The organism is Bradyrhizobium sp. C9 (assembly GCF_002532045.1).
GTDB lineage: Bacteria > Pseudomonadota > Alphaproteobacteria > Rhizobiales > Xanthobacteraceae > Bradyrhizobium.
On sequence record NZ_NWTG01000013.1, the window covers coordinates 172,244 to 197,539 of the forward strand.

Genomic DNA, 25,296 nt, shown 5'->3' on the forward strand with positions numbered 1-25,296 from the left:
GCCAACGACCACAGCGAGGGGAAACCGCATCATGGGACCCGCTCCGTGGCGTTGAATGAAAGACGTAAGATAGCACCTTTCCCGCACGGCCGGAACAACGGGTGCTGTTCGGATCTAGCTGTCCAGCTCGATCTCTAACGCCTTGATCTTCCGGTACAACGTCGCGCGGCTGAGCCCGAGCGCCTTGGCGGCGTCCGTCACTCTTCCGTCATTGGCGCGCAAGGCTTCGACGATCGCGGCGCGCTCGGCCGCCGCGTGATCGGTCTCCACATGACGCGTGCCGAGCGGCGGCAAATCGAGATCGGCCTCGGTGATGGCGCCGCCCTCGGCGGTGGCGCCCGCGAGCCGCAGCACATGGCGGAGCTGGCGCATGTTGCCGGGGAACGGATAGGCCATCAGCTGGGTCCAGGCATCGGCCGAGATGCGACAGTGCGGCGCTTCCTCGTCGGCGATCTGCGTGATGATGTCCCTGCGGTCGGCGCGTTCGCGCAACGCGGGCAGCCGGATCTCCATGCCGCGCAGCCGGTAGTACAGATCGGAACGGAAGCTGCCGTCTTCGGCCATCCGCGCGAGATCGCGATGGGTGGCGCTGATCAGGCGGATGTCGACGGGTACGGGCTTCAGCGCGCCGAGCGGCCAGACCTCACGATTTTCAAGCACGCGCAGCAACCGCGTTTGCAGCGACAGCGGCATGTCGCCGATCTCGTCGAGGAACAGCGTGCCGCCAGAGGCCTGCACGATCAGCCCCTTCGATCCCTCGCGCCGTGCGCCGGTGAAGGCGCCGGCCTCGTAGCCGAACAGCTCGGCGTCGATCAGGCTCTCCGGCATCGCAGCACAGTTCAGCGCGACATAGTTGCGGCCGGCGCGATTGCTGGCCGCATGAATGGCGCGCGCGAACACGTCCTTGCCGGCGCCGGTCTCGCCCCGGAGCAGGATCGGCAGATCGAGATTACCGACCGTCATCAGCCGCTTCACGCCCTTGATCAGCACGGGATCGCGACCCGCGAGCCGGTGCAGGCCGGAAAACTGTCCGGCCGGCGTCTCGTGCGACGGTGCCGGCAGCGAACGGGAGACACGCGCGCGCACCGGCGGCGCCACGCGGCCACGGCCCCATGGCGTGCCGTCGGCCCGGCGCAGCGCGACCTGTTCGTCCACGGCCCGCGCCGCGCGATCATCCAGTTGGATCAGGCGCGACAGGTCGATGCCGTCGTCGATCATCGCATCCGTCAGGCCGAACACCCCGCGCGCGGTGCGGCAGGCGCCGACGACGCGACGATCGTCGTCATAAGCGAGCATGCCATGGCCGTCGCCGGGCAGTGTCGCGATCCAGGAGGCGCGGTAGCGCCGGCGGAAGAACGACTGCTCGATCCGCCGAGTCGCCTCCGCGGTGACGGCAAGCGCCAGTTCATGCGCGCTGCGGCCGAGATCGCTGCGGCACGAGGAGATGTTGACGGCGCCGGCGAGCCGCCCGGCATGATCGAACAGCGGCGATACCGCGCAGGTGAACATGTGCCATTGCTCGCGGAAATGCTCGTCGCCATGCACGATGATCGGCCGCTGCTCGGCGAGCGCAGTGCCGAGCCCGTTGGTGCCCTCGAAAGTCTCCGCGAAATTCGAGCCGGTGTAGATCTTCCACTCCAGGAACATCCGCGCGTAGTCGCCCCCGGGCAGCCGGCTCACCAGCATCGTCGCGTTGGGATCGGCGAGGTTGACGCAGTAGCCGGAGTCGTGGAGCACCCGGGCGAGATCCTCGAGTTCCGGGATCGCGACCTGGATCAAATCCTCCATCGGTTCGGCGATGTGCCGGACCTCGGCTTCGGTCAGGGTCTGCGGCGGTCCGCGCCGGGCCGGATCGAGGTTGTGATTGACCACGCAGCGCCGCCAGGACGCGGCGATCCGCGCCTCGGTGTCGACGCCGGCCACCTGATTGGCCGCCGATAAGACACGGGCGACGTGATTTGAGGCCGAAAGATTGGCCATCCAGAGGTCTCCACCCCTCATTTTCCGCGAAGTCTGGCACCCCGACGGCGAATGTCAATTGGCCGACGGGGTCGCGGGAGGGGACCTTGGAGGGAGGGGCGGTCGCTATCCGTCATTCCCCGATGCGCAATTGGGCATCTGAGGCCGTGCGATGCACGCGCCTGGAATCCATCAGGCCGCCGGTTCTGCGGAGGAATGGATTCCGTCGCCCCTTTCGAGGGGAGGGAGGAGCTCCGTAGCCCGGACGAAGCGTAGCGAAATCCGGGTCGCGGGATTACTTCACCTCACCGGCCGTGAGCAGCACGAACGAACGCCCGGCCGCCTTGTACGTACTCTCGAACGCAAATTGCGCACCTGCCGGCTCCTCCGGCGCGTTGGTATCGAGCAGCAGCGACCAGTGCGGGCCGGCTGACGTCGGCGGCAGCTTGAAGTCGACCTCGCCCTCATAGCTGTTGAGGATCACGAGCACGGTGTCGTCCTCGCCCGCGCGGGCGATCGCGGTCTTGCGCGCGCGGCCGTCGAGCACGGCGCCGAAGCATTTGATCCAGCCGGTGCTCCAATCGGCCTGCGTCATCTCCACGCCCGAGGTACTGATCCAGACCACGTCGCGGATCTCGAGCTGCGGATCGCGATCGCCGGAAAGGAAGCGGCTGCGGCGCAGGATCGGATAGTCGCGCCTGAGCTTGATCATCCGCTTTGCGAAGGCGAGCAGCTTGTTGGCGTCGTCGGAGAAATTCCAGTCGAACCAGGAGATGTCGTTGTCCTGGCAATAGGCGTTGTTGTTGCCGCGCTGGGTGCGGCCGAACTCGTCGCCGCCGAGCAGCATCGGCGTGCCCTGCGAGGCCAATAGCGTCGCCAGCATGTTGCGCTTCTGGCGCTCGCGCAAAGTGCGGATCTCGGGGTTGTCGGTCGGGCCCTCGGCGCCGCAATTCCAGGAGTGGTTGTCGGACGAGCCGTCGTTGTTGTGCTCGCCATTGGCCTCGTTGTGCTTGGTGTTGTAGCTCGCCCAGTCGTTCAGCGTGAACCCGTCATGGGCGGTGATGAAGTTGACGCTGGCCCAGGTGCGGCGGCCCTCGCGGTTGAACACGTCGTGCGAGCCGAGCAGCCGCGGTGCGAGCGCGCCGGGCCCAGCCTCGCCGCGCCAGAAATCGCGCACCGTGTTGCGATACTTGTCGTTCCATTCCGCCCAGCCCGGCGGGAAGCCGCCGACCTGGTAGCCGCCGGGGCCGCAGTCCCAGGGCTCGGCGATCAGCTTGACGGTCGCGAGCAGAGGGTCCTGGTTCATCGCCTTCAGGAAGCCGGACTGCTCGTCGAAGCCATAGACCTCGCGCGCCAGGATGGTGCCGAGATCGAAGCGAAAGCCGTCGACGTGCATGTGGCCGGCCCAGTAGCGCAGGCTGTCCATCACCATCTGGATCACCCGCGGGTGCGACAGGTTCACCGTGTTGCCGGTGCCGGTATCATTGATGTAGTAGCGCCGCTTGTCGGGCAGCAGGCGATAATAGCTCGCATTGTCGATGCCCTTGAACGACAGCGTCGGGCCGCGCTCATTGCCTTCCGCGGTATGGTTGTAGACGACATCCAGAATGACTTCGAGCCCGGCGCCATGCAGCCGCGACACCATCTCCTTGAATTCGCGCAGGCTGTTCGGCACATCGGCGGCATAGCGCGGATCCGGAGCGAAGAAGCCGATCGTGTTGTAGCCCCAGTAATTGGTGAGGTGCTTCTCCAGCAGATTGCTGTCGTTGATGAAGGAATGCACCGGCAGCAGCTCGACCGAGGTGATGCCGAGCGCCTTGAGATAATCGATCGCGGCGTTCGCGCCGAAGCCGGCATAGGTGCCGCGCAGGTTTTCAGGGATGCCCGGATGCTGTTTGGTAAAGCCCTTGACGTGGGTCTCGTAGACAATGGTCTCGTCCCAGTGCACGTCCTGTCGCTGCGCTTCCTGGACCCAGTCGAAATTGGGATCGACTACCACGCATTTTGGCATGAACGGCGCGCTGTCGCGCTCGTCGAAGGTCAGGTCGTCACCCGATTCCATCTTGTAGCCGAACACCGCCGGATTCCAGGTCAGGCCGCCGGCATGGGCGCAGGCATAAGGATCGAGCAGCAGCTTGTTCGGGTTGAACCGGTGACCGCCGTCGGGCTGGTAGGGGCCGTACACGCGATAGCCGTAGAACGTGCCGGGCTGCACGCCGTTGATGAAGCCGTGAAATACCTGGTCTGTATATTCGGGCAGCTCGAAGCGATGGGTCTCGCGCTCGCCGTCGAACAGGCAGACCTCGACCTTGGTGGCGTTGGCGGAAAACACCGCGAAGTTGGTGCCGTGGCCGCTCCAATGGGCGCCGAGCGGATAGGGCAGCCCTTCCTCAATCACGAAATCGGACATCGCGTCCCCCAAGCCTGGAAGCCATCAATTCAACCTGCAACAAACGCCGCCGCGCGGAAAACGTTGCATTGGTGATTTTAGCGGCAGTTGTCATGGATCGTGTGACGGTTGGGGCAGGCCGAGTGCGTCATGTCGCAAGAATGCCGATGTTTGGTCCAAGGGCGTCGGCACACTCGGCGTCGTCCTGGCTTTCGCCAGGACGACAGGGGCTACATCAGCCGCCTTCAAATATAGCGCTAGTTGCCCGTCAGCATTGCAAACCGCCGGCGGTCGATCCGTTCGCGCGCCGATTGTCCTGCCGCAGCGCAAAGATCGGGCGCATAGAGCTGGCAGCTTCCGCGTTCTGCGATCACCTTGTCGATCATGCCCAGCAGCTGCGCGGGCGCGATGTCGGGAGGCGCGGCAATGCGGCCGGTGACGACGTGCTTTTCCATCGTCGCGTGCTCAGCGTGATCGAGATCGGGGTTACGCCAACAATTTGCGCACATGATCTTGACGCTCTCCGAGTGCGAATAGATCACGACGTCCCCGTCCAGCTCTCCGCTGATGTCGGCCAACTGCCGTGGCGTCTCCTGCGTGCCTGCGAAAGCGAAGAACTGATAGTTCCGGCGCAGCAGCGTTGCCAGATGCGGGAAGACCGGGATCTGCTCATCACCGTAGGTGTGATGCGTGATCGGCGCGCCGTCCATGAGGATGACATCGCCATAATCGACGCCGACATCGCCGTACAGCACGCTGCGGATAATGCCATGGCACGGAGACAACCGCTCGATCCAGACGGTCTCCTCTTCGCCAGGGTCATCACGATCTGCCGTCCGCTCAGCGAGCGGAAGCGCGGCAAGCCTCACCTTGCAAGCCGGGTATCCGCCCTCCGGCAACCTGAAGCGTCCAGGCTCGATTTTCTGCTCCATGCGCTTCCACACGTCCAACGCCGTCGCCGCGTCCCTTGCGCCCGTGGCGCAGATGCCGAGGTTCCATTCGGTGCTGTCGACGGCCTCCTGAGACAAGCTTGCAGCGGCGCGGTTTGCCACCACGCCTTCTGCGAACCTGCCGCGCGTCTTGTAGAACAGCCCCAGATTGTAGTGATGTGCGCTCCTCTGCGGATCGATTTCGATCAGTCTCCGAAGGCTGTCCTCGGCGATCGCATCGTGCTGGCGCGCCATCATTCGCGCCGCGGTGGCGAGCCCGCGCAGGACCTGCTCCTGCTCAGGCTGCCCCTCGTAGCGCGCGGTCAGACGGTCCAGCCTTGTGACCATCGTCTGGAATACCGGGTGCTCCGGCGGCGGCGCATTCAGATCGTCGATGTCGCGGACGGCTTCGAGGCACATGCCGAGCCGCGAGAGGATAGCTATGTCGTCATCGTGGGCGTCGGCGATCTCTGCAAGAATGTCGGCCGCCGCTTCCCTCGTGAGGCTTCGTTCGTCGACAATCCATAACAACGCCATCGCCGCCTCAGGCTGGTGGCGTTGGGCCTTTCGGAGCGGTTGGATCTTCCGCGATGCAGCCTGCTTGCGGTCCGCCTGTCCTTCTGCAACGGCATCACGCGCAATCGCGTCGATCTCGTCGAAAGAGAGAACCGCGCTGGGACCATTCGACATGATCGGCTTCTCCGTGTCGACGCTTTGGTTGAGGGGAATGGCGATGGTCTCAACGCAGCGAGACTACATCAACCGCATCCCCTTCAGGCTGGTATGCCCATTCTTGCCGACGATGATGTGATCATGCACGGCGATTCCGAGCGGCTTGGCGACATCGACGATCGCCTTCGTCATCTGGATGTCGGCCTGCGACGGGGTCGGGTCGCCGGAGGGGTGATTGTGCACCAGGATCAGCGCGGTCGCGGACAATTCCAGCGCGCGCTTGATCACTTCGCGGGGGTAGACCGGGGTGTGATCGACAGTGCCGGTCTGCTGCACCTCGTCGGCGATCAGCTGGTTGCGCTTGTCGAGGAACAGCAGGCGGAACTGCTCCTTGTCGGCGAACGCCATGCCGGTGCGGCAATAGTCGATGACGTCGTTCCATGACGACAGCGCGACGCTGCGCTTGATCTCGCCCTTGGCGATCCGATCTGCGGCCGCGGCGAGCAGCTTGAGCTGGTTGATCGAGGCGTCCTTGACGCCTTCGACCTCGCGCAGCCGCGCCACCGGCGCATGCACGACCTCGGCGAAGGAGCCGAACTTCTTCAACAGCGCCTTGGCCAGGGGCTTGGTGTCGCGGCGGGGGATGGCGGCAAACAGCGCCATCTCCAGCAGCTCATAGTCGGTCAGCGCGTCCGGCCCCGCTGCGTAGAAGCGCTCGCGCAGCCGTTCGCGATGGCCGTGATAATGCGGCGTCTCACTGGTGTCGTCGTTGCTGGCGTCGGTTTTGGCGGGCATCGGCCACAACCATGCCGTGCCCGCCGCGTTTTGCAAGGGCCGATGCAACGTCCCGGTTTGCCACGACGCGAGGGGCGAATTACCGTTGCCTGCAACGAAATCGAAAAGGGGAGAGCGGCGTGACGTCATTCAAGGTGATCCGCTCGCGCGCCGAGAAGCGCAAGGGCGGGCCGAAGGCGCTCGAAAAACTGCTGCGGCCGCCGGCGGGTGCCAAGGCATTGGCAAAGCTCGGCGACGACCGCGTGCTGGCCGAGATGACCCGGCGCGTGTTCTGCGCGGGCTTCGCCTGGAGCGTGATCGACGCCAAATGGGAGGGCTTCGAGGCGGCTTTCCTCGGCTTCCAGCCCGCCAAGCTCGCCTTCAAGCCCGACGAATTTTGGGAGAAGCTGACGAGCGACACCAGGATCGTGCGCAACGGCGCCAAGATCATGTCGGTGCGCGACAATGGCCGCTTCGTGCAGGAGATCGCGCGCGAGCACGGCAGCTTCGGCAAATTTCTCGCAGCCTGGCCGTCATCGGACGAGATCGGGCTGCTGGATCTGCTGGCCAAGCGCGGCAGCCGGCTCGGCGGCAACACCGGGCAGATGCTGCTGCGCTTTCTCGGCTGGGACGGCTTCGTCACCTCGCGCGATGTCGTTGCCTGCCTGCGCGATGCCGGCCTCGACATTGCCGAGGAGGTCAAGTCGAAGCGCGATCTCGCCAAGGTGCAGGCGCAGTTCAACGCCTGGGCGGAGGAGACCGGGCTGTCCTATCTGCACCTGTCGCGGATCTGCGCGATGTCGATCGGCGAGAACCACACGCCCGAGGAGATCGAGAATCGTACGCGAAGCGATTACTGATAGAGCGTGATGAAGTTAGACTGAGTAGCAACGGCGTCGGAATTGCGCCCCCTCTCCCGCTTGCGGGGGAGGGCTGGGGTGGGGGTGTTGCCACGAGCGAGATTCTCTCCAGGGGGAGAGCCCACACCCGGATCGCATCTATCGATGCGATCCGACCTCCCCCGCAAGCGGGAGAGGTGTAACAAGCGCTACACCTGAACCCACGGCTTCTCGCCGTGGCGCTCGGACAGCGTGAAGATCTCGACGCCGTCGGCGGTGACGCCGACCGAGTGCTCGAACTGCGCCGACAGCGAGCGGTCGCGGGTCACCGCGGTCCAGCCGTCGGACAGGATCTTCACATGCGGCTTGCCGAGATTGATCATCGGCTCGATGGTGAAGAACATGCCGGGCTTCAGCGGCGCGCCCTCGCCGGGGCGGCCGATATGGATGATGTTCGGCTCGTCGTGAAACAGGCGGCCGAGGCCGTGGCCGCAGAAGTCGCGCACCACGCTCATGCCCTGCGGTTCGACGAAGCTCTGGATGGCGTGGCCGATATCGCCGGTGGTGGCGCCGGGCTTGACGGCGGCAATGCCGCGCATCATCGCCTCATAGGTCACCTCGATCAGCCGCTCGGCCTTCCGCGCGATGGCGCCGATCGCATACATGCGGCTGGAATCGCCGTACCAGCCGTCGACGATGAAGGTGACGTCGACATTGACGATGTCGCCTTCCTTCAGCGGGCGGTCGCCCGGCATGCCGTGGCAGACCACGTGATTGATCGAGGTGCAGGTCGAGTAGCGATAGCCGCGATACATCAGCGTCGCCGGATAGGCGCCGTGGTCGAAGGCGAACTTGCGGACGAACTCGTCGATGACCGAGGTCGGGACGCCCGGCTTGACGATGTCGGTGAGCGCGTCGAGGCATTTCGACACCAAGGCGCCTGCCTTGCGCATGCCGGCAAAGCCGCTCGGTCCGTGCAGCTTGATCTGGCCGGTTTTGCGAAGCGAGGTGTCGGTGGCGTCGATATAGCTCATGGGCGGGATGTTTCTGCGGGCAAGGGGCTGATTTCAGGCTCTAATTTAATGATCGGCGCGCGAGGTGCAAGCCAAGCTTGGGCATGGGGACAATGCTCAAACGGCTTGATTTTACGCTTCTATTCGGAACCGCTGCGGCCGCTTGCCCGAAAAAGCCGTGCTGAGGCGCTAGCTGGAGACCTCGACCACGCTCTCGACCGGCAGCGCGCCGCCGCGGATCCGGAGTTCCCGCACCGGGTAGGGCACCTTGATACCCTGCTGTTTGAAAGCGTCCCACAGCGATAGCATGACGTCGCTCTTCACACCGTCCATGCCGTCGGGATCGGCGATCCAGAAGGTCAGCGAGAACTTCATGCCGAGCTCGGCGAATTCAGTCAGGATGCAGTTCGGCGGCTTGCCCTTGAGCGCGCGGGCGTGGGCTGTCGCGGTATTGATCGCGAGCTTGCAGACCAGCCTCGGATCGGCGTCGTAATTGGCGGCGAACGCGATCTTCACCAGCGTGTTCTTGTCGGTATAGGTCCAGTTGGTGACCTTCTGCGTCACCAGGTCCTCGTTCGGGATCAGGAACTCGCGGCCGTCGCCGGCGGCGACCGAGATGTAGCGGGTCTTCATCGCGCTGATGCGGCCCTGGCTGTCGCCGATGGTGACGAGGTCACCCGGCTTCACCGACTTGTCGACCAGCAGGATGATGCCCGAGATGAAGTTGGCGACGATCTTCTGCAGGCCGAAACCGATGCCGACGCCGACCGCGCCGGAAAGCACCGCAAGCGCCGACAGATTGATCCCGACCGCGCTCAAGGCAATTGCGACCGCGACCACCATCAGGCCGATGCGAATGATCTTGACCAGCAGCACCTGGATCGACGGGGTCAGATCGGTCGAGCGGGTGATCTGGCCGTCGATGAAATTGCTGGCGATATTGCTCAGCCACAGCGCCAGGATCAGCACCGCGCCGGCCTTGATCAGCAGCAGCGGGCTCAGCCGCAGACCGCCCACGATGACCGCGAACGAGTCCAGCGTATCGGCCGCCCAGTCGAGCTGGCCGATGATGCTGAGGGCGGCTACCACCCAGGCCGCGATCGAGACCAGCTTGACGATGAAGGCGTTGTCGATCACCGAGGTCACGAGGCGGATCACCAGCCAGGCCAGCGCCAGCTTGGCGGAAACGGCGATCAAATAGCTGCGGCTCGGCCAGGTCGCGTGCCACATCACGATGCGCGAGATCACCATCAACACTGCGAACACCGCAGTCGAGGCGCTCGATACCATCACGCGGGCAAAGTGCCGGAGCGGCAGCGGCCAGCGGCTCGCCAGCGACGACATGTTGACCCGCGCATGAATGGCGGTATCGGCGGCGTAGGCGAGGCCCGCGGCGGCGAGGATGATGCCGAACTGCAGATAGAACCAGGGCGAAGCGATCTCGGCCCCGACCGAGCGCGCGGCCATTTGGATCGATTCCAGGACGTCCTTCCAGCTCATGTCCATCGGCAAAATCTCAACTTGCAGCGCGGGTCAGGCAAATGTGATTCGAAGGTGCAGCCAGAATCCCACAAAGGCGCGCACGCGACCATCGATACACCACAGTGCGGAGGCGACCTAGGGGTGAGTAGACCGGGCACATTGCCGCTTGGGACAGAAATTGGTTGGCGTCCCGATGTCGCGACGATAAGGATGCAATTGCAAGTATTTGAGACCTCCCAAGTCCTTGAGACCTCCAAAGGCGCATGGCATCCCTCGACTCCGTCAGTATAGCGATCCTGCTCGGTGCCGTGCTGGTGATGGCCGGCATCCTGTCCAGCCTGCTGGCGCTGCGGTTCGGCGCCCCCTTGCTGCTGGTGTTCTTGCTGGTCGGCATGCTGGCGGGCGATTCCGGCCCCGGCCGGCTGCAATTCGACGACGTCCGCACCACCTATCTGGTCGGCTCGGTGGCGCTGGCGCTGATCCTGTTCGACGGCGGACTGAAGACGCGGTTTGCAAGCATCCGCACGGTGCTGGCGCCCTCGATGATGCTGGCGACCGCCGGCGTGCTGCTGACCGCGCTGATCACGGCGCCGGTCGCCCGCTATGTGCTCGACCTCAACTGGACCGAGTCGCTTCTGGTCGGTGCCGTCGTGGCCTCGACCGACGCTGCGGCGGTGTTCCTGCTGGTGCACACCCAGGGCCTGCGCCTGCGCCCGCGCGTCGGCGCGACGCTGGAGGCGGAGTCCGGCACCAACGACCCGTTCGCGATCTTCCTCACCTTGATGCTGGTCGAGTTCATCTCGATCGGCCAGAGCTCGGCCTCGCATATCGCGATGGAGTTCATCCAGGAAGCCGTGCTCGGCGCCATCATCGGGGTGATCGGCGGCCGGCTGGTGGTGATCGCGCTGAATCGCGTCGCGCTGCCGCAGGGCCTGCATGCGCCGTTCGTCACGACCGCGGCGCTGGTGATCTTCGGCGGCTCCCAGATCGTGCATGCCTCGGGATTCCTCGCGGTCTATCTCGCCGGTATCATCATCGGCAACCGGCCGACCCGCGCGCATAATTCGGTGGTGACGTTCCTCGACGCTGCAACCTGGCTGGCACAGATCGTGATGTTCGTGCTGCTCGGCCTGCTGGTGTCGCCGCATCGGCTGCTCTCCAGCGCCGGCGGCGCGGTGCTGGTGGCGTTCGCGCTGATGCTGGTGGCGCGGCCGCTGGCGGTCTTGATCTGTCTCGCGCCGTTCAAGTTCAACTGGCGGGAAAAGGTCTTCATCGCCTGGACCGGCTTGCGCGGCGCGGTCGCGATCTTCCTCGCTTCGATCCCGATGCTGGTCGGCCTGTCGAAGGCCTACCTCTATTTCGACGTCGCCTTCGTCGTCGTCATCATCTCGCTGCTGCTACAGGGCTGGACGCTGGGGCCGGCGGCGCGGCGGCTGCACGTCGCGCTGCCGCGCGCCGAACGCGGCCCGCGCCGCGTCGAACTGGATCTGCCCGGCCAGCTCGAGCAGCAGCTGGTCGGCTATCCGGTGCGGCCGAAGAGCCTGTATTTCCGCCGCGGCCTGATCCCGTCCTGGTCGAAGCCGACGCTGGTGATCCGCGACGAGCGGATCCTGACGCCGGTCGAGGCCGATCCGGTCGCGCCCGGCGACTACATCTATCTGCTGGCGCCGCCGGAGCGCGCCGAGGCGCTCGACCGCTTCTTCGTCGACATGGCGCCGTCGAGCGCGCCCGATCCGCATCTGCTCGGCGACTTCATGGTGTCCGGCGAGCATACGCTCGGCGAGCTCGCCGAGATCTACGGCGTCAAGGTCGACGAGCACCAGGCCAAGCTGACGTTGGCGGATTTCTTCGACGTCAATCTCGACCGCGCGCCGAAGGAAGGTGCCGAGCTCGCGCTCGACGAGATCGTGCTGGTGGCGCGCAGCATCAGCGGCGGCCGCGTCAATGTCGTCGGTCTGCGCCTGCCGGAGGAAGAGGAGGAGGTCGCACCGCGGACGCGGATGCAGGCCGTCCGGCGCAAGCTTGCCGATATCTGGGCGTCGGTCGCCGGCGTCTAAGGCATGATCCGGAAAAGTGCGAAGCGGTTTTCCCTCGCGACAAACGCGGAACGCGTTTGCGCGGAGATGATGCTCAGACAAGGAGCTAAAGCGTGATGACGATTCAACCTAATCTCATCGCGCTTTAGCGCGTTTTCGAGCGAAGTGGATGCCGGTTCGCGTGAAGAAAACGCGTCAGGATAAGACCGGCGCCGTCACTGCTTGCGCAGGAAGCTCGAATCCGGGGCGAACTTCTTGATCATGTCGGACAGGCCGTCGTCGGCCGGCGGGCCCTTGGATGCAGCGTCCGGCTTGGGCTCGTCCTTGAGCTTCTGGCCGGAAATCTCGGCCAGCGCTGCGAGCAGCGTCTCGTCGAGATGATCGGCGGGTGTCTTTGCAGGCGGTGTCTTTGCGGGCGGCGTATTGGCGGGCAGACTGGGGGCAGGCGGGCTGGGCGCGACGGCGCGGATCTCAGGCTCGCGCTCCAGCGGCGGCGTTGGCTCTGGCTTGAACGTGTCCGCCCGCCTGGCGGCGGCCTCGCTGACCGCGGCGATCAACGATGCTTCGAGGTCGGAGGGCGTCTCGGTCGGCATCGGCGGCGGCTCGGCGGGCTTGGTGTCCCGGGAGGGGCGACCGAACAGCGGTTCGCGCTGGCTCGCCGTCGACGGCCGGCTATCGGCGGCCTTTGCCGGGTCCTTGCTCGGCCCCTTGGCAGGCTTGAAGAGACCCGCGCGTTCGGCGGCGATCCTGGCGGAAGCCTCCTCGACCGTGCTGAGCAGGGAGGCTTCCAGCGCATCGGCGGGATTGCTCGGCGCAGTCGCTGGCTTGGCGCCAGGGGCGGCCACCTGCTTTGGCTCCGGCCGGGGCGGCGGTGGCCGCGATGCTTCGACCGGTGTGGGCGGTGGGGCCGGCTGGCCGTCGCGGGCGCGCGCGATGATGCCGTCGACGATCGCGCCGAGGCGGCCCTTGTCGGGGGCGGCGAGATAGCTGGCCGCGAGTTCATCGACATATTGCGGGCCATAATCGGCCAGCACCTCGGCGAGCTGGGCGAGATCGGGATCGCTCTCGACCAGCCGGCGCCAGGTCTGCCGGTCGTAGGGCGCGTCCGCCTTCCTGTCGGGCCAGGCCACCCGGCGCGGCTGGCGCTGCGGTCCGGTGTTCTCGCCAGCGTCTTGGCCGGCTTCCTGGCCGTTGATGGGGTCGAGGGTCGGCGGCTGCAGCCCGGCGCTGAGGCGCGGTGGGGTAAATCCCCGAGCCCCGGCCGACACGGCATCATCAGGGCGTCGGCGGCGCTCGGCGACCTGCAGCGAGATCAGGCCGATGCCCATCAGCAGGAAGCCCAGCGCGGCCCACGAAATCGTGGCGCACAACAGCCCGCCGATCAGCAGCAATACCCAGCCAGTCAGTCGCAAAGCGCACCTTTCCCCATGCCCGATCGGATGTCCCGATCCGGGCCTAGCAGACAAGATGGGCTATCTTATGCCGACTTTCGGAAAAACGGCCAGCTATGCGCCGCCTGTCAACACCTTAACACCGCCGAACGCGGTGACCTGGCCGCGGCGCAGCATCACGATCTGGGTAGCGAGCTGGCGAAGCTCGGCCGCGTCGTGGCTGACATAGACCATCGGGACGCCGGCCTCGTCGCGTAGCCGGACCAGATAGGGCAGGATCTCGAGCTTGCGGCTTTCGTCGAGCGCGCCCAGCGGCTCGTCCAGCAGCAACAGCCGCGGCTTGGACAGCAGCGCCCGGCCGAGTGCGACGCGCTGCCGTTCGCCGCCGGAGAGCTTTCCGGGGCGGCGGTCGAGCAGGGCGCCGATGTCGAGCAGATCGACGACGCGCTTGTGTTGCGCAGGATCTTCCGTGAGCCCGTTCATGCGGCGGCCGTAATCGAGGTTCTGCCTGATATCGAGATGCGGAAACAGCCGCGCATCCTGGAAGACGTAGCCGATGCGCCGCCGCCAGGTCGGGACATGGATACCGGCCGCAGTGTCATCGACGGTCTCACCGTCGATCACGATGGTGCCGCGATCAGGGCGCACCAGCCCGGCGATGGTGTTGATCAGCGATGTCTTGCCGGAGCCGGACGCGCCGAACAGGCCGGTGACGCGGCCCTCGCTGGTGAATGACGCCGCGAGCGAGAACTCGCCGAGCTGCTTGGTGATGTCGACGCGCAGCATCGCTATTGCCCGTGCAGGCGCGCGGTGGCGCGGCGTGCGAACACTTCGGCGGCGATCAGCGCTCCGACCGCGAGCACGACCGAGATGATCACGAGTCGTGCCGCGGCGGTGTCGCCGTCGGGTGTCTGGATCAGCGAGTAGATCGCCGATGAAATGGTCTGGGTCTCGCCGGGGATGTTGGAGACGAAGGTGATGGTCGCGCCGAACTCGCCGATCGCCTTGGCAAAGCCGAGCACCATGCCGGCCAGCACGCCCGGCAGCGCGAGCGGCAGCGTCACGGTTGCGAACACCCGCCAGGGCGCGGCGCCGAGCGTCTCGGCGGCCTGTTCGAGGCGGCGGTCGACAGCCTCGATCGAAAGCCGGATCGGGCGCACCAGAAGCGGAAACGACATCACGCCGCAGGCGAGCGCAGCGCCGGTCCAGCGGAATGCGAACACGATGCCGAGGTGATCGGCCAGCCAGGCGCCGACCAGGCCGCGCTTGCCGAAGGTCAGCAGCAGCAGATAGCCGGTGACGACGGGCGGCAGCACCAGCGGCAGATGCACGGCGGCATCAAGCAGCGATTTGCCCCAGAAATCGCGCCGCGCCAGCAGCCAGGCGAGCGCGATCCCGAACGGGGTCGCCACCAGCGTTGCGATGACGGCGACCCGCAGCGACAGCAGGATCGCCGTCCATTCGGTCGGCGAGATCTCGAACACGTGCTTACGTCGTCGGGCTGATCAGGAACTTGAAGCCGTACTTCTCCAGGATCGTCTTCGCTGCGGACGAGCGCAGGAAGGCGAGATAGTCGGTGGTCTCCGGCTTGGCGGTCGTGGTCGCCGCAACCGGATAGATGATCGCGGGATGGGTGTCCGCCGGGAAGGTGCCGACGATCTTGACGCCCGGCTCGACCTTGGCGTCGGTCGAATAGACGATGCCGAGCACGGCTTCGCCGCGCGCCACCAGCGTCAATGCCGCGCGCACGCTCTCGGCCATCGCGAACTTCGGCTCTGCCGCCTGCCAGGCGCCGAGCTTCTCGAGCGCGGCCTTGGCGTATTTGCCGACCGGCACCGCCTTGACGTCGCCGGTGGCGATCCTGCCGTCGCCGGCGAGCTTGGCGAGATCGAAGCCAGGTCCGATGCTGACGTTGCCGATCATGGAATCCTTCGGCGCGATCAGCACGATCGAATTGCCGAGCAGGTTGACCCGCGTCGGCTCATTGATGTTCTTCTGCTTGATCGCGTAGTCCATCCAGTCGGTGTCGGCGGAGACGAACACGTCGGCCGGTGCGCCCTGCTCGATCTGCTTTGCCAATGCCGAGCTCGCGGCATAGCTGGCGCTGATCTTGACGCCGGTCTTGGCGGTGTAGGCCGCATCGATCTCGTCGAGCGCGTTCTTCATCGAGGCCGCGGCGAAGACGGTGAGCGTCTTGTCTTCGGCGTGCGCGGCCGAATGGATCGCACCGAGCAGGATGACGAAGGCAGTGAAAAGTCCGGCAAGCCTTGAAACCGAAAGTCGTGACATGGAAAGCGCTCCGTGCGAGCTCGCGCACGAACAGGCGCGCGCAAACCAGGCGTTGGGTGGATTCTGGGCGCGACGGACGGAAGCGCTGTTCCGCTGGCCCCCGAAGGACTTACGGTCCTCGGGATATCGCACTGCAAACATAGCAGGCTGGGACTTACGGTAAAGGCGACCGTTTGTCTAACCGGTCGCGCTATTGATCCGACGGCTGGATCGCGATCGACAGCGAGTTCTCTTTCGAGCCGCTGACCTGCAGCAGGAAGGGGCTGGCAGCGAGGTCATATTTCATGGTCTTGCGGATACCGTCGCAATCGGTCGCGCCGCTGAAGGCCTTCGGCTTCAGGAAATGCCCGTCCTGCACCAGGTCGACCCAGGCTCCGGCCGAGAGGCTGACGGTATAGAGCCCGGCCTTCGGCGCGGCCTTGAAGCTGGTGAAGCCGGCAAAGGTGCCGTCCTTCGGCGCGCGCTCGGGCGGGCTCGGCAGTTTGGCGTCGGCGGGGGCCACCAGCGCCAGCGTGATCGCGGTCGACGGTACTGCCGTCTGCTCACTGCCCGAAGCAAGCTTGGCGCGATCGGGCGCGGTGAGCGCGGCGCGTGCGCGGTCGATCGACCATTTGAACTTGTCGCAGCCGCTCGGCTCTTCCGCCGCGAAGGCGGGAGCTGAAGCAAGCAGGAGCGATGCGGCGAGGAGCGATTTGCGCATGTCTGGTCCAATGCAATTGTGAAGGATGAAAGAGATCAGCGGCCCCGATCCATCGCTCGAACGCGCTTACGGCGCGCCGATGCGAGATCATAACTCAGTTCGAGCCGGCCGGAAAAGCCGCCTGACAAAGATGTTATTGCGTGAACATTACTGCTTGGCGTCGGCCGCGTTCAGCACCGTCTTGCAGGCCGCCGGCATCTGCGCCAGCGTCATCGGCGGGCGCGGTTTCGGCGGCTTCGGCGGCGGCTTCGGATGCAGCACCGAGTCCTTGAACCAGAAGGCGAGATCGGACGGCTTGCAGCCTTCGCCCTCCGATTGCGGCTTCTGCCCTTCGCATGCCGGGCTGCTGGACGGACAGCGCATGCGGATGTGGAAGTGGTAGTCGTGGCCCCACCACGGCCGGATCTTTGACAGCCAGCTGCGGTCGCCCTTGGCCTCGCGGCACAGTGCCTTCTTGATCGCGGCATTGACGAAGATGCGCTGCACCGCGGGCTCACGCGCCGCATCGCGGATGACCAGGACATGAGCCGGCGTGAACACGCGCGGATCGATATCGAGCCGGTCGTCGCGCACCATCATCACCGCCGACATCTCCTCGCGATCCTCGCGCGACAATTTGCGGTTCGGCATCGGCGTCAGCCAGATGTCGGCGTCGAGCCCGATCTGGTGGCTGGCATGACCCGACAGCGCGGGACCGCCGCGCGGCTGGCCGATGTCGCCGACCAGGATGCCGGGCCAGCCGGCGTCCTTGTGCGCGCCGGCCGCAAGCCGCTTCAGGAGCGCGATCATGTTGGGGTGGCCCCAGTAGCGGTTGCGCGACAGGCGCATCACCTGCCAGGTGTCGCCGTTCAGCGGCATCTGTGCGGCGCCGGCGAGACAACCCTTGGTATAGCCGCCGATCGATTGGGTCGGCATCGCCGCGGGCAGCACCTTGCGCGCGAACAGCTGCTTCGCCCCGATCGTTGGATCGTTCGGGTTGGCGAGCGGCGGCAATGGCTGCGGATTGAGCGAGCCCTTATCTTGCGCACGCGCGGCGATGGTGCAGGCGAGCAGGGCGGAGATCATGAGCGGGATCAGACGCAGGCGGGGTGTCATTCGGATCACTCTGTCTGCGTAAGGCTAACATGGATTCGAAGCAGGCGAACCGCGCTTTCATCCCATTTGCTTGATCGCCCACAAGGCGGATCAGGCTTACCTGCGGCTTTCCGGCGCGCATGTGATCCACGCCACTTTACAAGCACGCGTTGCAGGCGACATCATGCGCATATTAATTTCAGGGCAGGCATTATTATGACGAGCGTATGTTGCGTACGGCTGGCGTTTGCTGCCGCGATTGCCGCGTCGATATTGGCTCTCTCTCCCGCGAAAGCCGACATCGTCGTTCACATTGATAAATCATCGCAGCGCATGGCGGTCAGCGTCGACGGCGCGACGCGCTACAACTGGCCGGTGTCGACCGGGCGCCGTGGCTATGGCACGCCGAACGGCGTGTTCCGTCCGCAGATGATGGCGCGCCGCTGGTACTCGCGGAAATACTACAACTCGCCGATGCCGTACGCGATCTTCTTCCACGGCGGCTTCGCGATCCACGGCACCTATGAGCTCACGCGTCTCGGCGGCCCGGCCTCGCATGGTTGCGTGCGCCTGCATCCCTCGCACGCAGCACAGCTCTACGGGCTGGTCGAGCGCAACGGCCGCGGCGGCACGCGGATCGAGATCACCAACTAGCGATGCCTTAACCCTGCGATAACCCTGTCACACGCTGGCAAACATTCGTGCGCTTGAGCCGCATCCGGCGCGTTCATTGTGCAGTTGCGCGCCGATTTACGCTTTCTTCACCACGCTCCGGCGGGTCCGCGCCGCAAATCTGCGCTGTTCGCCGCGTGCGCACCGCGAGCCCCTCGCATCCGCCGTGAGCTCGCCTGCAAAGCGGGCAGCTACGGCTTTCTCAGGCAGCGCAGCTATTCGCCGAGAGATACCAATTTTTCAGACACTTATCGCAGAAATGTCGCCGAACTGGAATGCGCGTGGGGCGTGCGATAGCAATGATGCGGCCGAAAAAGATCAAGAAGCCGAAACAGGCCAAACTGTCCGGTCCTCGGGGCCGCCGGGCGAGGCCGCTGCCGAAGATGTCCGGCAGTTCGCGCCGCACCGCGGTCGAGATCGGCGAGCTGGTGCGCCAGCGCGCGCAGGCCGATGCCGCGATCGTCGAGGCCCGCAGGTCCAATGCGCGGCTGCGCGAGGCGATCGACATCCTGCCGCAAGGCATCGTGTTCCTGGACCCGGAAGGCCGCTACACCCTCTGGAACAAGAAATACTCGGAAATCTACAAGCGCAGTTCCGACCTGTTCGAGCAAGGCGCGCGCCTGGAAGACACCATTCGCATCGGCGTCGCGCGCGGCGACTATCCCGAGGCCGCAGGGCGCGAGGAAGAGTGGATCGCCGAGCGGCTCGAGAGGATGTACCAGCCGGGCGAGCGGCACGAGCAGGTGCTGGCCGATGGCCGCGTGGTGTTGATCGAGGAGCGGCTGACCTCGGATGGCGGCATCGTCGGCCTGCGCGTCGACATCACCGAACTGAAACAGCGCGAGGCGTCGTTCCGCCTTCTGTTCGACGGCAATCCGGTGCCGATGATCCTGTGCGCGCTCGACGGTGAGAAGATCCTGGCGGTCAACGATGCCGCGATCGCGCACTATGGTTATGTTCGTGCCGAATTCGAGAAGATGACGATCAGGAGCCTGCAGGCATTCGATGCCGAGCTGCCCTGGGCCACAGGCCGCAGCAGCGACGAGCAGGCGGCGCGGACCTGGAAACATGTGCGGGCGGACGGAACGCTGATTGATCTGGCGATCTATTCGCGCCAGCTGATGCATGGCGACCAGCCGGCGATGCTGCTCGCGCTGATGGACATCACCGAGCGCAAGCGCGCCGAGGCGCGGCTCGCCTTCATGGCCCAGCACGACAGCCTGACTGGGCTGCCGAATCGCAACCTGCTGCGCCAGCAGATGGAAGACATGCTGCAGCACACCCGCCGCTCCACCGACAAGGTCGCGGTGCTAATGCTCGGGCTCGACAATTTCAAGGCGGTCAACGACACGCTCGGCCACGGCATCGGCGACAAGCTGTTGCGCGGGGTCGCCAAGCGCCTGCGTTCGACGCTGCGCGAGGAAGACGCGCTGGCCCGGCTCAACTCCGATGAATTCACCATCGTGCAGGGCGGCGTGATGCGGCCCGAGGACGCGGTGCTGCTGGCGCGGCGGATCCTGGATGCGATCGGCGAGCCCTATCTGCTCGACGGCCATTCGGTGGTGGTCGGCGCCAGCATCGGGATCGCGATGTCGCCCGGCGACGGCGAGGATTCCGAAAAACTCTTGAAGAGCGCCGACATGGCGCTGTCGCGCGCCAAGAGCGAATTCCGCGGCACCTTCTCCTTCTTCGAAGCCGAGATGGATGCGCGTGCGCAGAGCCGCCGCAAGATCGAGATCGATCTGCGCGATGCGATCCAGAATGAAGGCCTGCGGCCCTATTACCAGCCGCTGGTCGACCTCACCAGCGGTCGCATCACCGGCTTCGAGGCCCTGGTGCGCTGGCCGCATCCGGAGCGCGGCATGATCTCGCCCGGTGAGTTCATCCCGGTCGCCGAGGAGACCGGCCTGATCAATCCGCTGGGCGCGCTGATGCTGCATCGCGCCTGCATGGACGCGGCGCAATGGCCCGACGACGTCCGCGTCGCGGTCAACCTGTCGCCGCTGCAATTCCGCACCGGCAACCTGCTGGCGCTGATTACCGACGCCTTGCGGCAATCCGGCCTGCCGGCGCGGCGGCTCGAACTCGAGATCACCGAAACTTTGCTGCTCGAGAAGAGCAGCCAGGTGCTGGCGACGCTGCATGCGCTCCGCGCGCTCGGCGTGCGGATGTCGATGGACGATTTCGGCACCGGCTATTCGAGCCTGAGCTATCTGCGCAGCTTCCCGTTCGACAAGATCAAGATCGACCAGTCGTTCGTGCGCGACCTCGGTTCGAACCCGGACGCGCAGGCGATCGTGCGTTCGATCGTCAGCCTCGGCGTCGGGCTTGGCGTTACCATCACCGCTGAGGGCGTCGAGACCGAGGCGGAGCTGAGCTGCCTGCGTGCCGAGGGCTGCCACGAGGGCCAGGGCTTCCTGTTCAGCCGCGCGCGGCCGAACGCCGAGGTGATCAGCCTCTTGAAAGCGCAGCGCGTCGCGACGGCGGCGTAGCGAAGCCTAGTTCGCTTTCTTCTTCTGATGATAGGTCAGCGCCAGCGCCACGCAGTGGCGCAGCGCCGCCTCCGGAAGCTTGGCCGCGACGTCGAGCAGGATAGCGCGGTTGCCGCTGTAGCTGAGCTCGGGATAGAGCTCGCGGAAGGTCTCGACCAGATTGGTCTGGCAATGGAAGTAGACCGCGACCTGGTCGGCGGAGGGCTTCACCTGATCGGAGGGCTTCACCTGATCGATCCGCACCGTGCTGCCGCTGCCGGTCTCCGGCGTGAGATAGCTCGGCTGCCCCCATTTCAGCGTCTCTTCCAGTGCGCCGACGCCCTTGGTTGCCTTCGCGGTGTCGAAGATCAGGCGCCGTAGCGCCAGCAGCTTGGCCTTGACGGGCGCGGGGTATGCGTCGAACAGCGTATCCGCCGCTTTCGCTTGCGGTCGTCGTGCCGCCTTGCTGGTCGATGTTGCCGGCTTGCGCATGGAGGGCTCCGCGAGGACGACGTATCGCGTCAATCTACCATGGCACCTTGAACGTCAGATAGCCCGCCGCTCAGGCCGCGTTGCGCAGGCCGGCGAGGAAGGTGTCGACGCTGTGCGACAGCGCGGCGGCGTGATCGCCGAGCTGGCCGGACGTATCCAGCACATTGCCGGTGAGGGCGCGGGACTGGCCGGCGGCCTCGCTGGCGCCGGCGATATTGGCGGAGACCTCGACGGTCCCGGAAGACGCCTGCTGCACGCTGCGGGCGATCTCCCGCGTCGCAGAGTCCTGCTGCTCGACGGCGGCAGCGATCGCGGTCGCGATACCCGAGATCTCGCGGATGGTGCCGCTGATGTCGCCGATCGCGGTGACGCAATTGCCGGTGGCGGACTGGATCGCGCCGACCTGGCCGGCGATCTCGTCGGTCGCCTTCGCGGTCTGGCTCGCCAGCTCCTTCACCTCGGCGGCGACCACGGCAAAGCCGCGGCCGGCCTCGCCGGCGCGCGCAGCCTCGATGGTGGCGTTGAGCGCCAGCAAGTTGGTCTGGCTCGCGATCGCGCTGATCAGGCGCAGCACGTCGCCGATCTTCTCGGCGGATGCGGCCAGGCTCGTCACCATCTCGGTGGTCTCCATCGCCTTGGCCACGGCATTGTCGGCGACGCGGCTGGAATGGGTGACCTGGCGGCCGATCTCGGTGATCGAGGAGGCCAGCTCTTCGGTCGCGGCCGCGACCGCATTGACGCTGGCCGACGCCTCCTCGGACGCGGCGGCGGCCGCCGCGGTGCGTTCCGAGGTGCCGTTGACGCTGGTGGTGATCTCGCCGGCGACGCGCTGCATGGCGCTCGACGACTGCGCGACGGCGGCGACCATGCCCTTGACGTCGACTTCGAAGCGGTCGGCCATCTGCCGCTGCAGCGCCTGCTTGTCGGCCGCAGCCTTCACCTTGTCCGCCTCCTGCGCATCGCGCAGCGAAGAGGTTTCGAGCATGCCGCGGCGGAACACGTCGACCGCCTTGGCCATCGTGCCGAGTTCATCGCTGCGCTCGCTGCCGGGGATTGTGACGCTGGTGTCGCCGCTGGACAGGCGGTTCATGACCGCGGTGATGGCGGTGAGCGGCCGTGACAGGCCGCGGCCGAGCAGGAACGCGAGTAACACGGCTGCGGCCAGGATCGCGACGGTGCCGAGGATCAGATTGCGCTGCGCGCTTGCCGCGGCGGCTTCATAATCGCTGGTGTCCTTGATGATCTCGAGCACGGCGACCGGCTCGCCGGCATAGTTCTTGATCTGCCCGAGATAGAGCTCGACCGCATGGCCATCGAGAACAGCGTCGCGCAGCAGTGCCGCGCCGTTCATCACGCCCTTGAGCTCGTCCTGGGTCGCGACCACATTGTCGCCGAAGGTCGAGGACAACCGCTTGAAGCTCTTGCCGTCGAAGGAATGCACGGCGAGGTCGATGCCGAAGCGCTTCTTGGCGCGATCGACGAATTCCTTGCCGAAGGCGACGCCGATGTCGACATTGGCCAGCGTCTTGCCGTCGTGCATGACCGGGGTCATGCCGAAGATCGACAGCGCTTCACGACCGGGCTCGACACCGACGATCGGCTTGCCGGCCTTGATCGATTCCACCACCGTCGTGCGCCGCGTGGAGGCGTCGTCGCCGAAGATTTTCGGCGTGTGGACCCGGTAGAAGCTGGTTGCCGGAGCCTGCCAGAACGAGATCAGCGGGATGCCCTGCGCCTTGATCGCGGCCCAGGGCGCCCCGAGCAGCTTGCCGAGGCCGTCGCGGTCGCCCTTGGCGATGGCATCCTCGACCGGCGGCAGGGCGGCGATCACGGCCGAGACCGCCAGCGCGGCACGGCCTTCATAGTCGATCGCTGCAATCACGCTGTCATATTGCAGCTTGAGCTGCTGATCGAGCGCGAGCCGTGTCAGCGTGCGCTGCTGGCTGATGCAGAAGCTGCCGAGGATGGCGCAGGCGACGGCAACGGTCAGCGAAATCGCCAGGATCAGGCGGGCGGCAATCGATCGAAGCTTGAACATGGTACCAGCGGAACTCCAGGCATTAGCGCCTGCCGTAAAGTCCCAGAAAAAGCTTAACAACCGGGTGTTGCGCCGCCGGTATTCCTACCGCGACTATTGTCGCCGGTGCCTACTTTCGTACCATGCGGCTCAATCGAGATGAGGTTTGGTCGGATCCGTCGGACCGCAGACCCGCTTCACCTCTCCCGGGGACTCTCCACGATGGGAATCGCGGCGATACCCCCCAAACCCAGCTCTCCTCCGCTTGAGACCCCGCGCAGATCGCCGTAGAGTTGAAGACCTGCAAACCAGCGACGAATTGCGAGCTCAGCGTCGGGAAATTGCTCGCGTCTAAAACTGAGAATGGCTCTTCCGATTGGCCCCTTGAATAGGCGACATCATCATGAGCGCGGGTTTAGACCGCAAACCGCAGGTACGCCGGACGATGCCACCGTCGGAAAGTGTCGTTGCGAGCTGGTACGAGAACGCCAGTCTGCTCGACAGCTACAGCATCGACTTGAGCGCGTCGGAACAGCCGAGCATGCGCGAGCTGGCGACGCGGACCCTCGTCAATCCACCGGCGTGGCAAAAGGCGCTGATCGCGCTGCGCGACGCCATGGTGACGCCCTTCGGCATCAAGACCTCCGATACGGTCAGGACGTCCCCGGACAGCCATGAACGGGTGGATTTCTTCCCGGTGCACTGGGAGGGCAAGGACGAAATCGTGCTCGGTGCGGATGACCGGCATCTGGACTTCCGGCTGTCTCTGCTCCGACGTCATTCTCCAGCAGGCGCGTTGCTGATCGCGACAACCGTCGTGCATACCCACAATGCCCTCGGCTTCACCTATCTCAACGCGATCAGGCCGTTTCATCACCTCGTGGTCAGGGCCAATTTGGCACGCTGCGCACGAGCACAACTGCAGTAGTACCCAAGGCTGTGAGCCGCGCGCCCTTTGGATTCGGTCGCGATCGGCGGCGCCTGACCCGAGCCGACACTGAGCGGCCGCATCGACGGGACGCGCGCGCGATGACGTTTCAATCCTGCGGGCGCAAGGCCGCTTCGGCGCGCTGCATCATCCGCCGCCATCGCTCGTTTGTCGGCCCGCCCATGAGCAGGAAGTAGCGGACGATCGCGATCGGCAGCCACATCTCCATCGCCTGCCTCAGCGCCGCTTCCGGCACCCCGGACAGCCGCGCATATTCGGATTGCGCGGCCGCATAGACCGCAAGCGGCCGCTGCGGATTGTCGGTGACGTCGAGGGCGAGCTCGGTGAGGTTGATGTGAAAGTGCCCGTGATCGAATGCCGCAGGCGCGCGGATCGAAAAGGTCCAGTCGATCAGCCGCGGACCGTCCGCCGTCATGATCACGTTTTCGGGGTGGATGTCGCCATGGCATAGCACGTCCCCCGGCTGCTGCAGGCGGTCGATCAGCTCGAGGATGCCGGAGGCGATGTGCCTGGGCACGATGTTGCCCGAGTGCCGGAGGGCGGTGTCCATCCAGCCGCGCAGATGGAAGGCCTCCGGCGGCGGCGACATCCTGTGAGCGGACACGACGAGGGACGCAAGGATCGCACCCGCCTCGGCGAACGTCACGGCGCCGCTGCGCGTGACCTGCAGCAGTGTCGGTCCGTCGAGGCGGCCGAGCACGATGCCGAAGCGTCCGTCGAGCGTCATCTCGCCGAACACCTCCGGCGCCGGCACGCCGGCGGCGAAGACGGCCCGGGTCATCCGCGCCTCTTGCCGGGCGAGCTGCGGCGGGAAGCCCTTCTTGAACAGTTTTACGACCTGACCCGGCGCCCAGGCGTGGATGTCAGCTGTGCCGCCCTGGTTGATCTTCTCTCCGAGAGATTCCCGCATCGCCCGACCTCCCGCCGGCCGCGATCAAACACCGACAACGGCCAAAAGAGAACGCTCCCGCGATCCTGGCTGCCAGCCATGATCGTGGCTTGTCCCCGGCTGCGGCGTTTGCCAGAATCGCGCAGCGAGGCGCGGTTTGAGACAAGTCCGCTGGCCCGGAGCTGACGGACTGGATGCCATCGAGAACGTCGGCTTTCCGGAATAAACCGGAAGCCCCTATGGGTTCGGTCGCTATCGG

At 65.7% G+C, this 25,296-nt stretch carries 20 protein-coding genes; 5 read left to right on the forward strand and 15 right to left on the reverse strand.

The window, feature by feature from the left end; all coding sequences use genetic code 11:
• Positions 1 to 114 precede the first annotated feature (114 nt).
• From CO675_RS24755 to radC, 4 genes are all read right to left on the reverse strand, one after another.
• A complete protein-coding gene (locus CO675_RS24755; protein WP_097674451.1) occupies positions 115 to 1,980 on the reverse strand; it encodes a sigma-54-dependent Fis family transcriptional regulator in 1,866 nt (621 codons plus the stop codon).
• Positions 1,981 to 2,254: 274 nt separating this feature from the next.
• Entirely contained in the window at positions 2,255 to 4,369 is a 2,115-nt protein-coding gene (gene glgX / locus CO675_RS24760; RefSeq protein WP_097674452.1) for a glycogen debranching protein GlgX, read from the reverse strand.
• A gap of 236 nt (positions 4,370 to 4,605) precedes the next feature.
• The gene (locus CO675_RS24765; RefSeq protein WP_097674453.1) at positions 4,606 to 5,967 is read right to left on the reverse strand and encodes a prenyltransferase; all 1,362 of its coding nucleotides are present in this window, start codon (positions 5,965 to 5,967) and stop codon (positions 4,606 to 4,608) included.
• Between the two features lie 63 nt (positions 5,968 to 6,030).
• Complete coding sequence (gene radC / locus CO675_RS24770; RefSeq protein ID WP_097674488.1) at positions 6,031 to 6,744, reverse strand: RadC family protein; 714 nt, start codon at positions 6,742 to 6,744, stop codon at positions 6,031 to 6,033.
• Positions 6,745 to 6,863: 119 nt separating this feature from the next.
• On the opposite strand from radC, the gene CO675_RS24775 reads away from it, so the two are divergent.
• A complete protein-coding gene (locus tag CO675_RS24775) occupies positions 6,864 to 7,583 on the forward strand; it encodes a DNA-3-methyladenine glycosylase I (RefSeq protein WP_097674454.1) in 720 nt (239 codons plus the stop codon).
• Between the two features lie 188 nt (positions 7,584 to 7,771).
• Here the strand turns inward: CO675_RS24775 and map are convergent, their stop codons facing one another.
• Together map and CO675_RS24785 are read right to left on the reverse strand one after the other, a co-directional pair.
• Entirely contained in the window at positions 7,772 to 8,596 is an 825-nt protein-coding gene (gene map, locus CO675_RS24780) for a type I methionyl aminopeptidase (protein WP_050426054.1), read from the reverse strand.
• Positions 8,597 to 8,764: 168 nt separating this feature from the next.
• The gene (locus CO675_RS24785) at positions 8,765 to 10,081 is read right to left on the reverse strand and encodes a mechanosensitive ion channel family protein (RefSeq protein ID WP_198964729.1); all 1,317 of its coding nucleotides are present in this window, start codon (positions 10,079 to 10,081) and stop codon (positions 8,765 to 8,767) included.
• A gap of 239 nt (positions 10,082 to 10,320) precedes the next feature.
• Between CO675_RS24785 and CO675_RS24790 the strand changes: the two genes are divergently transcribed.
• Positions 10,321 to 12,114 (forward strand): potassium/proton antiporter, encoded by a 1,794-nt coding sequence (locus tag CO675_RS24790; RefSeq protein ID WP_097674455.1) that lies wholly within the window; start codon positions 10,321 to 10,323, stop codon positions 12,112 to 12,114.
• Positions 12,115 to 12,308: 194 nt separating this feature from the next.
• Here CO675_RS24790 and CO675_RS24795 read toward each other — a convergent pair whose 3' ends face one another.
• From CO675_RS24795 to mepA, 6 genes are all read right to left on the reverse strand, one after another.
• Positions 12,309 to 13,505: a hypothetical protein gene (locus tag CO675_RS24795; protein ID WP_143279096.1), complete on the reverse strand. Its 1,197-nt coding sequence runs from the start codon at positions 13,503 to 13,505 to the stop codon at positions 12,309 to 12,311.
• A 93-nt stretch (positions 13,506 to 13,598) separates the two neighbouring features.
• On the reverse strand, positions 13,599 to 14,270 hold the full coding sequence (modC, locus tag CO675_RS24800; RefSeq protein ID WP_097674457.1) for a molybdenum ABC transporter ATP-binding protein: 672 nt from the start codon (positions 14,268 to 14,270) through the stop codon (positions 13,599 to 13,601).
• 2 nt (positions 14,271 to 14,272) lie between these two features.
• Positions 14,273 to 14,968: a molybdate ABC transporter permease subunit gene (modB, locus tag CO675_RS24805; protein ID WP_097674458.1), complete on the reverse strand. Its 696-nt coding sequence runs from the start codon at positions 14,966 to 14,968 to the stop codon at positions 14,273 to 14,275.
• 4 nt (positions 14,969 to 14,972) lie between these two features.
• Positions 14,973 to 15,773 (reverse strand): molybdate ABC transporter substrate-binding protein, encoded by an 801-nt coding sequence (gene modA / locus CO675_RS24810; RefSeq protein ID WP_097674459.1) that lies wholly within the window; start codon positions 15,771 to 15,773, stop codon positions 14,973 to 14,975.
• Positions 15,774 to 15,963: 190 nt separating this feature from the next.
• Positions 15,964 to 16,473 carry a hypothetical protein gene (locus CO675_RS24815; protein ID WP_097674460.1) on the reverse strand — a complete coding sequence of 170 codons (510 nt, stop codon included), beginning with the start codon at positions 16,471 to 16,473 and terminating at the stop codon, positions 15,964 to 15,966.
• A gap of 147 nt (positions 16,474 to 16,620) precedes the next feature.
• On the reverse strand, positions 16,621 to 17,568 hold the full coding sequence (gene mepA / locus CO675_RS24820) for a penicillin-insensitive murein endopeptidase (protein WP_198964730.1): 948 nt from the start codon (positions 17,566 to 17,568) through the stop codon (positions 16,621 to 16,623).
• A 195-nt stretch (positions 17,569 to 17,763) separates the two neighbouring features.
• On the opposite strand from mepA, the gene CO675_RS24825 reads away from it, so the two are divergent.
• Both CO675_RS24825 and CO675_RS24830 read left to right on the forward strand, forming a co-directional pair.
• Positions 17,764 to 18,201 (forward strand): L,D-transpeptidase, encoded by a 438-nt coding sequence (locus CO675_RS24825; protein ID WP_283808122.1) that lies wholly within the window; start codon positions 17,764 to 17,766, stop codon positions 18,199 to 18,201.
• Positions 18,202 to 18,518: 317 nt separating this feature from the next.
• Positions 18,519 to 20,711 carry a putative bifunctional diguanylate cyclase/phosphodiesterase gene (locus CO675_RS24830; RefSeq protein WP_097674463.1) on the forward strand — a complete coding sequence of 731 codons (2,193 nt, stop codon included), beginning with the start codon at positions 18,519 to 18,521 and terminating at the stop codon, positions 20,709 to 20,711.
• Positions 20,712 to 20,717: 6 nt separating this feature from the next.
• Here CO675_RS24830 and CO675_RS24835 read toward each other — a convergent pair whose 3' ends face one another.
• Positions 20,718 to 21,182: a DUF1801 domain-containing protein gene (locus CO675_RS24835; protein WP_097674464.1), complete on the reverse strand. Its 465-nt coding sequence runs from the start codon at positions 21,180 to 21,182 to the stop codon at positions 20,718 to 20,720.
• Positions 21,183 to 21,252: 70 nt separating this feature from the next.
• On the reverse strand, positions 21,253 to 23,220 hold the full coding sequence (locus CO675_RS24840) for a methyl-accepting chemotaxis protein (protein ID WP_097674465.1): 1,968 nt from the start codon (positions 23,218 to 23,220) through the stop codon (positions 21,253 to 21,255).
• A gap of 382 nt (positions 23,221 to 23,602) precedes the next feature.
• On the opposite strand from CO675_RS24840, the gene CO675_RS24845 reads away from it, so the two are divergent.
• Positions 23,603 to 24,127: a DUF2867 domain-containing protein gene (locus tag CO675_RS24845; protein ID WP_245452905.1), complete on the forward strand. Its 525-nt coding sequence runs from the start codon at positions 23,603 to 23,605 to the stop codon at positions 24,125 to 24,127.
• A 109-nt stretch (positions 24,128 to 24,236) separates the two neighbouring features.
• Here CO675_RS24845 and CO675_RS24850 read toward each other — a convergent pair whose 3' ends face one another.
• On the reverse strand, positions 24,237 to 25,058 hold the full coding sequence (locus CO675_RS24850; protein ID WP_097674467.1) for a phosphotransferase: 822 nt from the start codon (positions 25,056 to 25,058) through the stop codon (positions 24,237 to 24,239).
• Between the last annotated feature and the right edge of the window lie 238 nt (positions 25,059 to 25,296).

What these genes read in the sequence shown, in the direction of transcription:
- CO675_RS24840 (WP_097674465.1), bottom strand. Translation starts at nt 23,220, where the DNA reads ATGTTCAAGCTTCGATCGATTGCCGCCCGCCTGATCCTGGCGATTTCG.
- radC (WP_097674488.1), bottom strand. Translation starts at nt 6,744, where the DNA reads ATGCCCGCCAAAACCGACGCCAGCAACGACGACACCAGTGAGACGCCG.
- mepA (WP_198964730.1), bottom strand. Translation starts at nt 17,568, where the DNA reads ATGACACCCCGCCTGCGTCTGATCCCGCTCATGATCTCCGCCCTGCTC.
- CO675_RS24785 (WP_198964729.1), bottom strand. Translation starts at nt 10,081, where the DNA reads ATGGACATGAGCTGGAAGGACGTCCTGGAATCGATCCAAATGGCCGCG.
- CO675_RS24830 (WP_097674463.1), top strand. Translation starts at nt 18,519, where the DNA reads ATGATGCGGCCGAAAAAGATCAAGAAGCCGAAACAGGCCAAACTGTCC.
- CO675_RS24845 (WP_245452905.1), top strand. Translation starts at nt 23,603, where the DNA reads ATGAGCGCGGGTTTAGACCGCAAACCGCAGGTACGCCGGACGATGCCA.
- CO675_RS24815 (WP_097674460.1), bottom strand. Translation starts at nt 16,473, where the DNA reads ATGCGCAAATCGCTCCTCGCCGCATCGCTCCTGCTTGCTTCAGCTCCC.
- CO675_RS24850 (WP_097674467.1), bottom strand. Translation starts at nt 25,058, where the DNA reads ATGCGGGAATCTCTCGGAGAGAAGATCAACCAGGGCGGCACAGCTGAC.
- CO675_RS24825 (WP_283808122.1), top strand. Translation starts at nt 17,764, where the DNA reads ATGACGAGCGTATGTTGCGTACGGCTGGCGTTTGCTGCCGCGATTGCC.
- CO675_RS24835 (WP_097674464.1), bottom strand. Translation starts at nt 21,182, where the DNA reads ATGCGCAAGCCGGCAACATCGACCAGCAAGGCGGCACGACGACCGCAA.
- CO675_RS24755 (WP_097674451.1), bottom strand. Translation starts at nt 1,980, where the DNA reads ATGGCCAATCTTTCGGCCTCAAATCACGTCGCCCGTGTCTTATCGGCG.
- glgX (WP_097674452.1), bottom strand. Translation starts at nt 4,369, where the DNA reads ATGTCCGATTTCGTGATTGAGGAAGGGCTGCCCTATCCGCTCGGCGCC.
- CO675_RS24765 (WP_097674453.1), bottom strand. Translation starts at nt 5,967, where the DNA reads ATGTCGAATGGTCCCAGCGCGGTTCTCTCTTTCGACGAGATCGACGCG.
- modA (WP_097674459.1), bottom strand. Translation starts at nt 15,773, where the DNA reads ATGTCACGACTTTCGGTTTCAAGGCTTGCCGGACTTTTCACTGCCTTC.
- CO675_RS24790 (WP_097674455.1), top strand. Translation starts at nt 10,321, where the DNA reads ATGGCATCCCTCGACTCCGTCAGTATAGCGATCCTGCTCGGTGCCGTG.
- map (WP_050426054.1), bottom strand. Translation starts at nt 8,596, where the DNA reads ATGAGCTATATCGACGCCACCGACACCTCGCTTCGCAAAACCGGCCAG.
- modC (WP_097674457.1), bottom strand. Translation starts at nt 14,270, where the DNA reads ATGCTGCGCGTCGACATCACCAAGCAGCTCGGCGAGTTCTCGCTCGCG.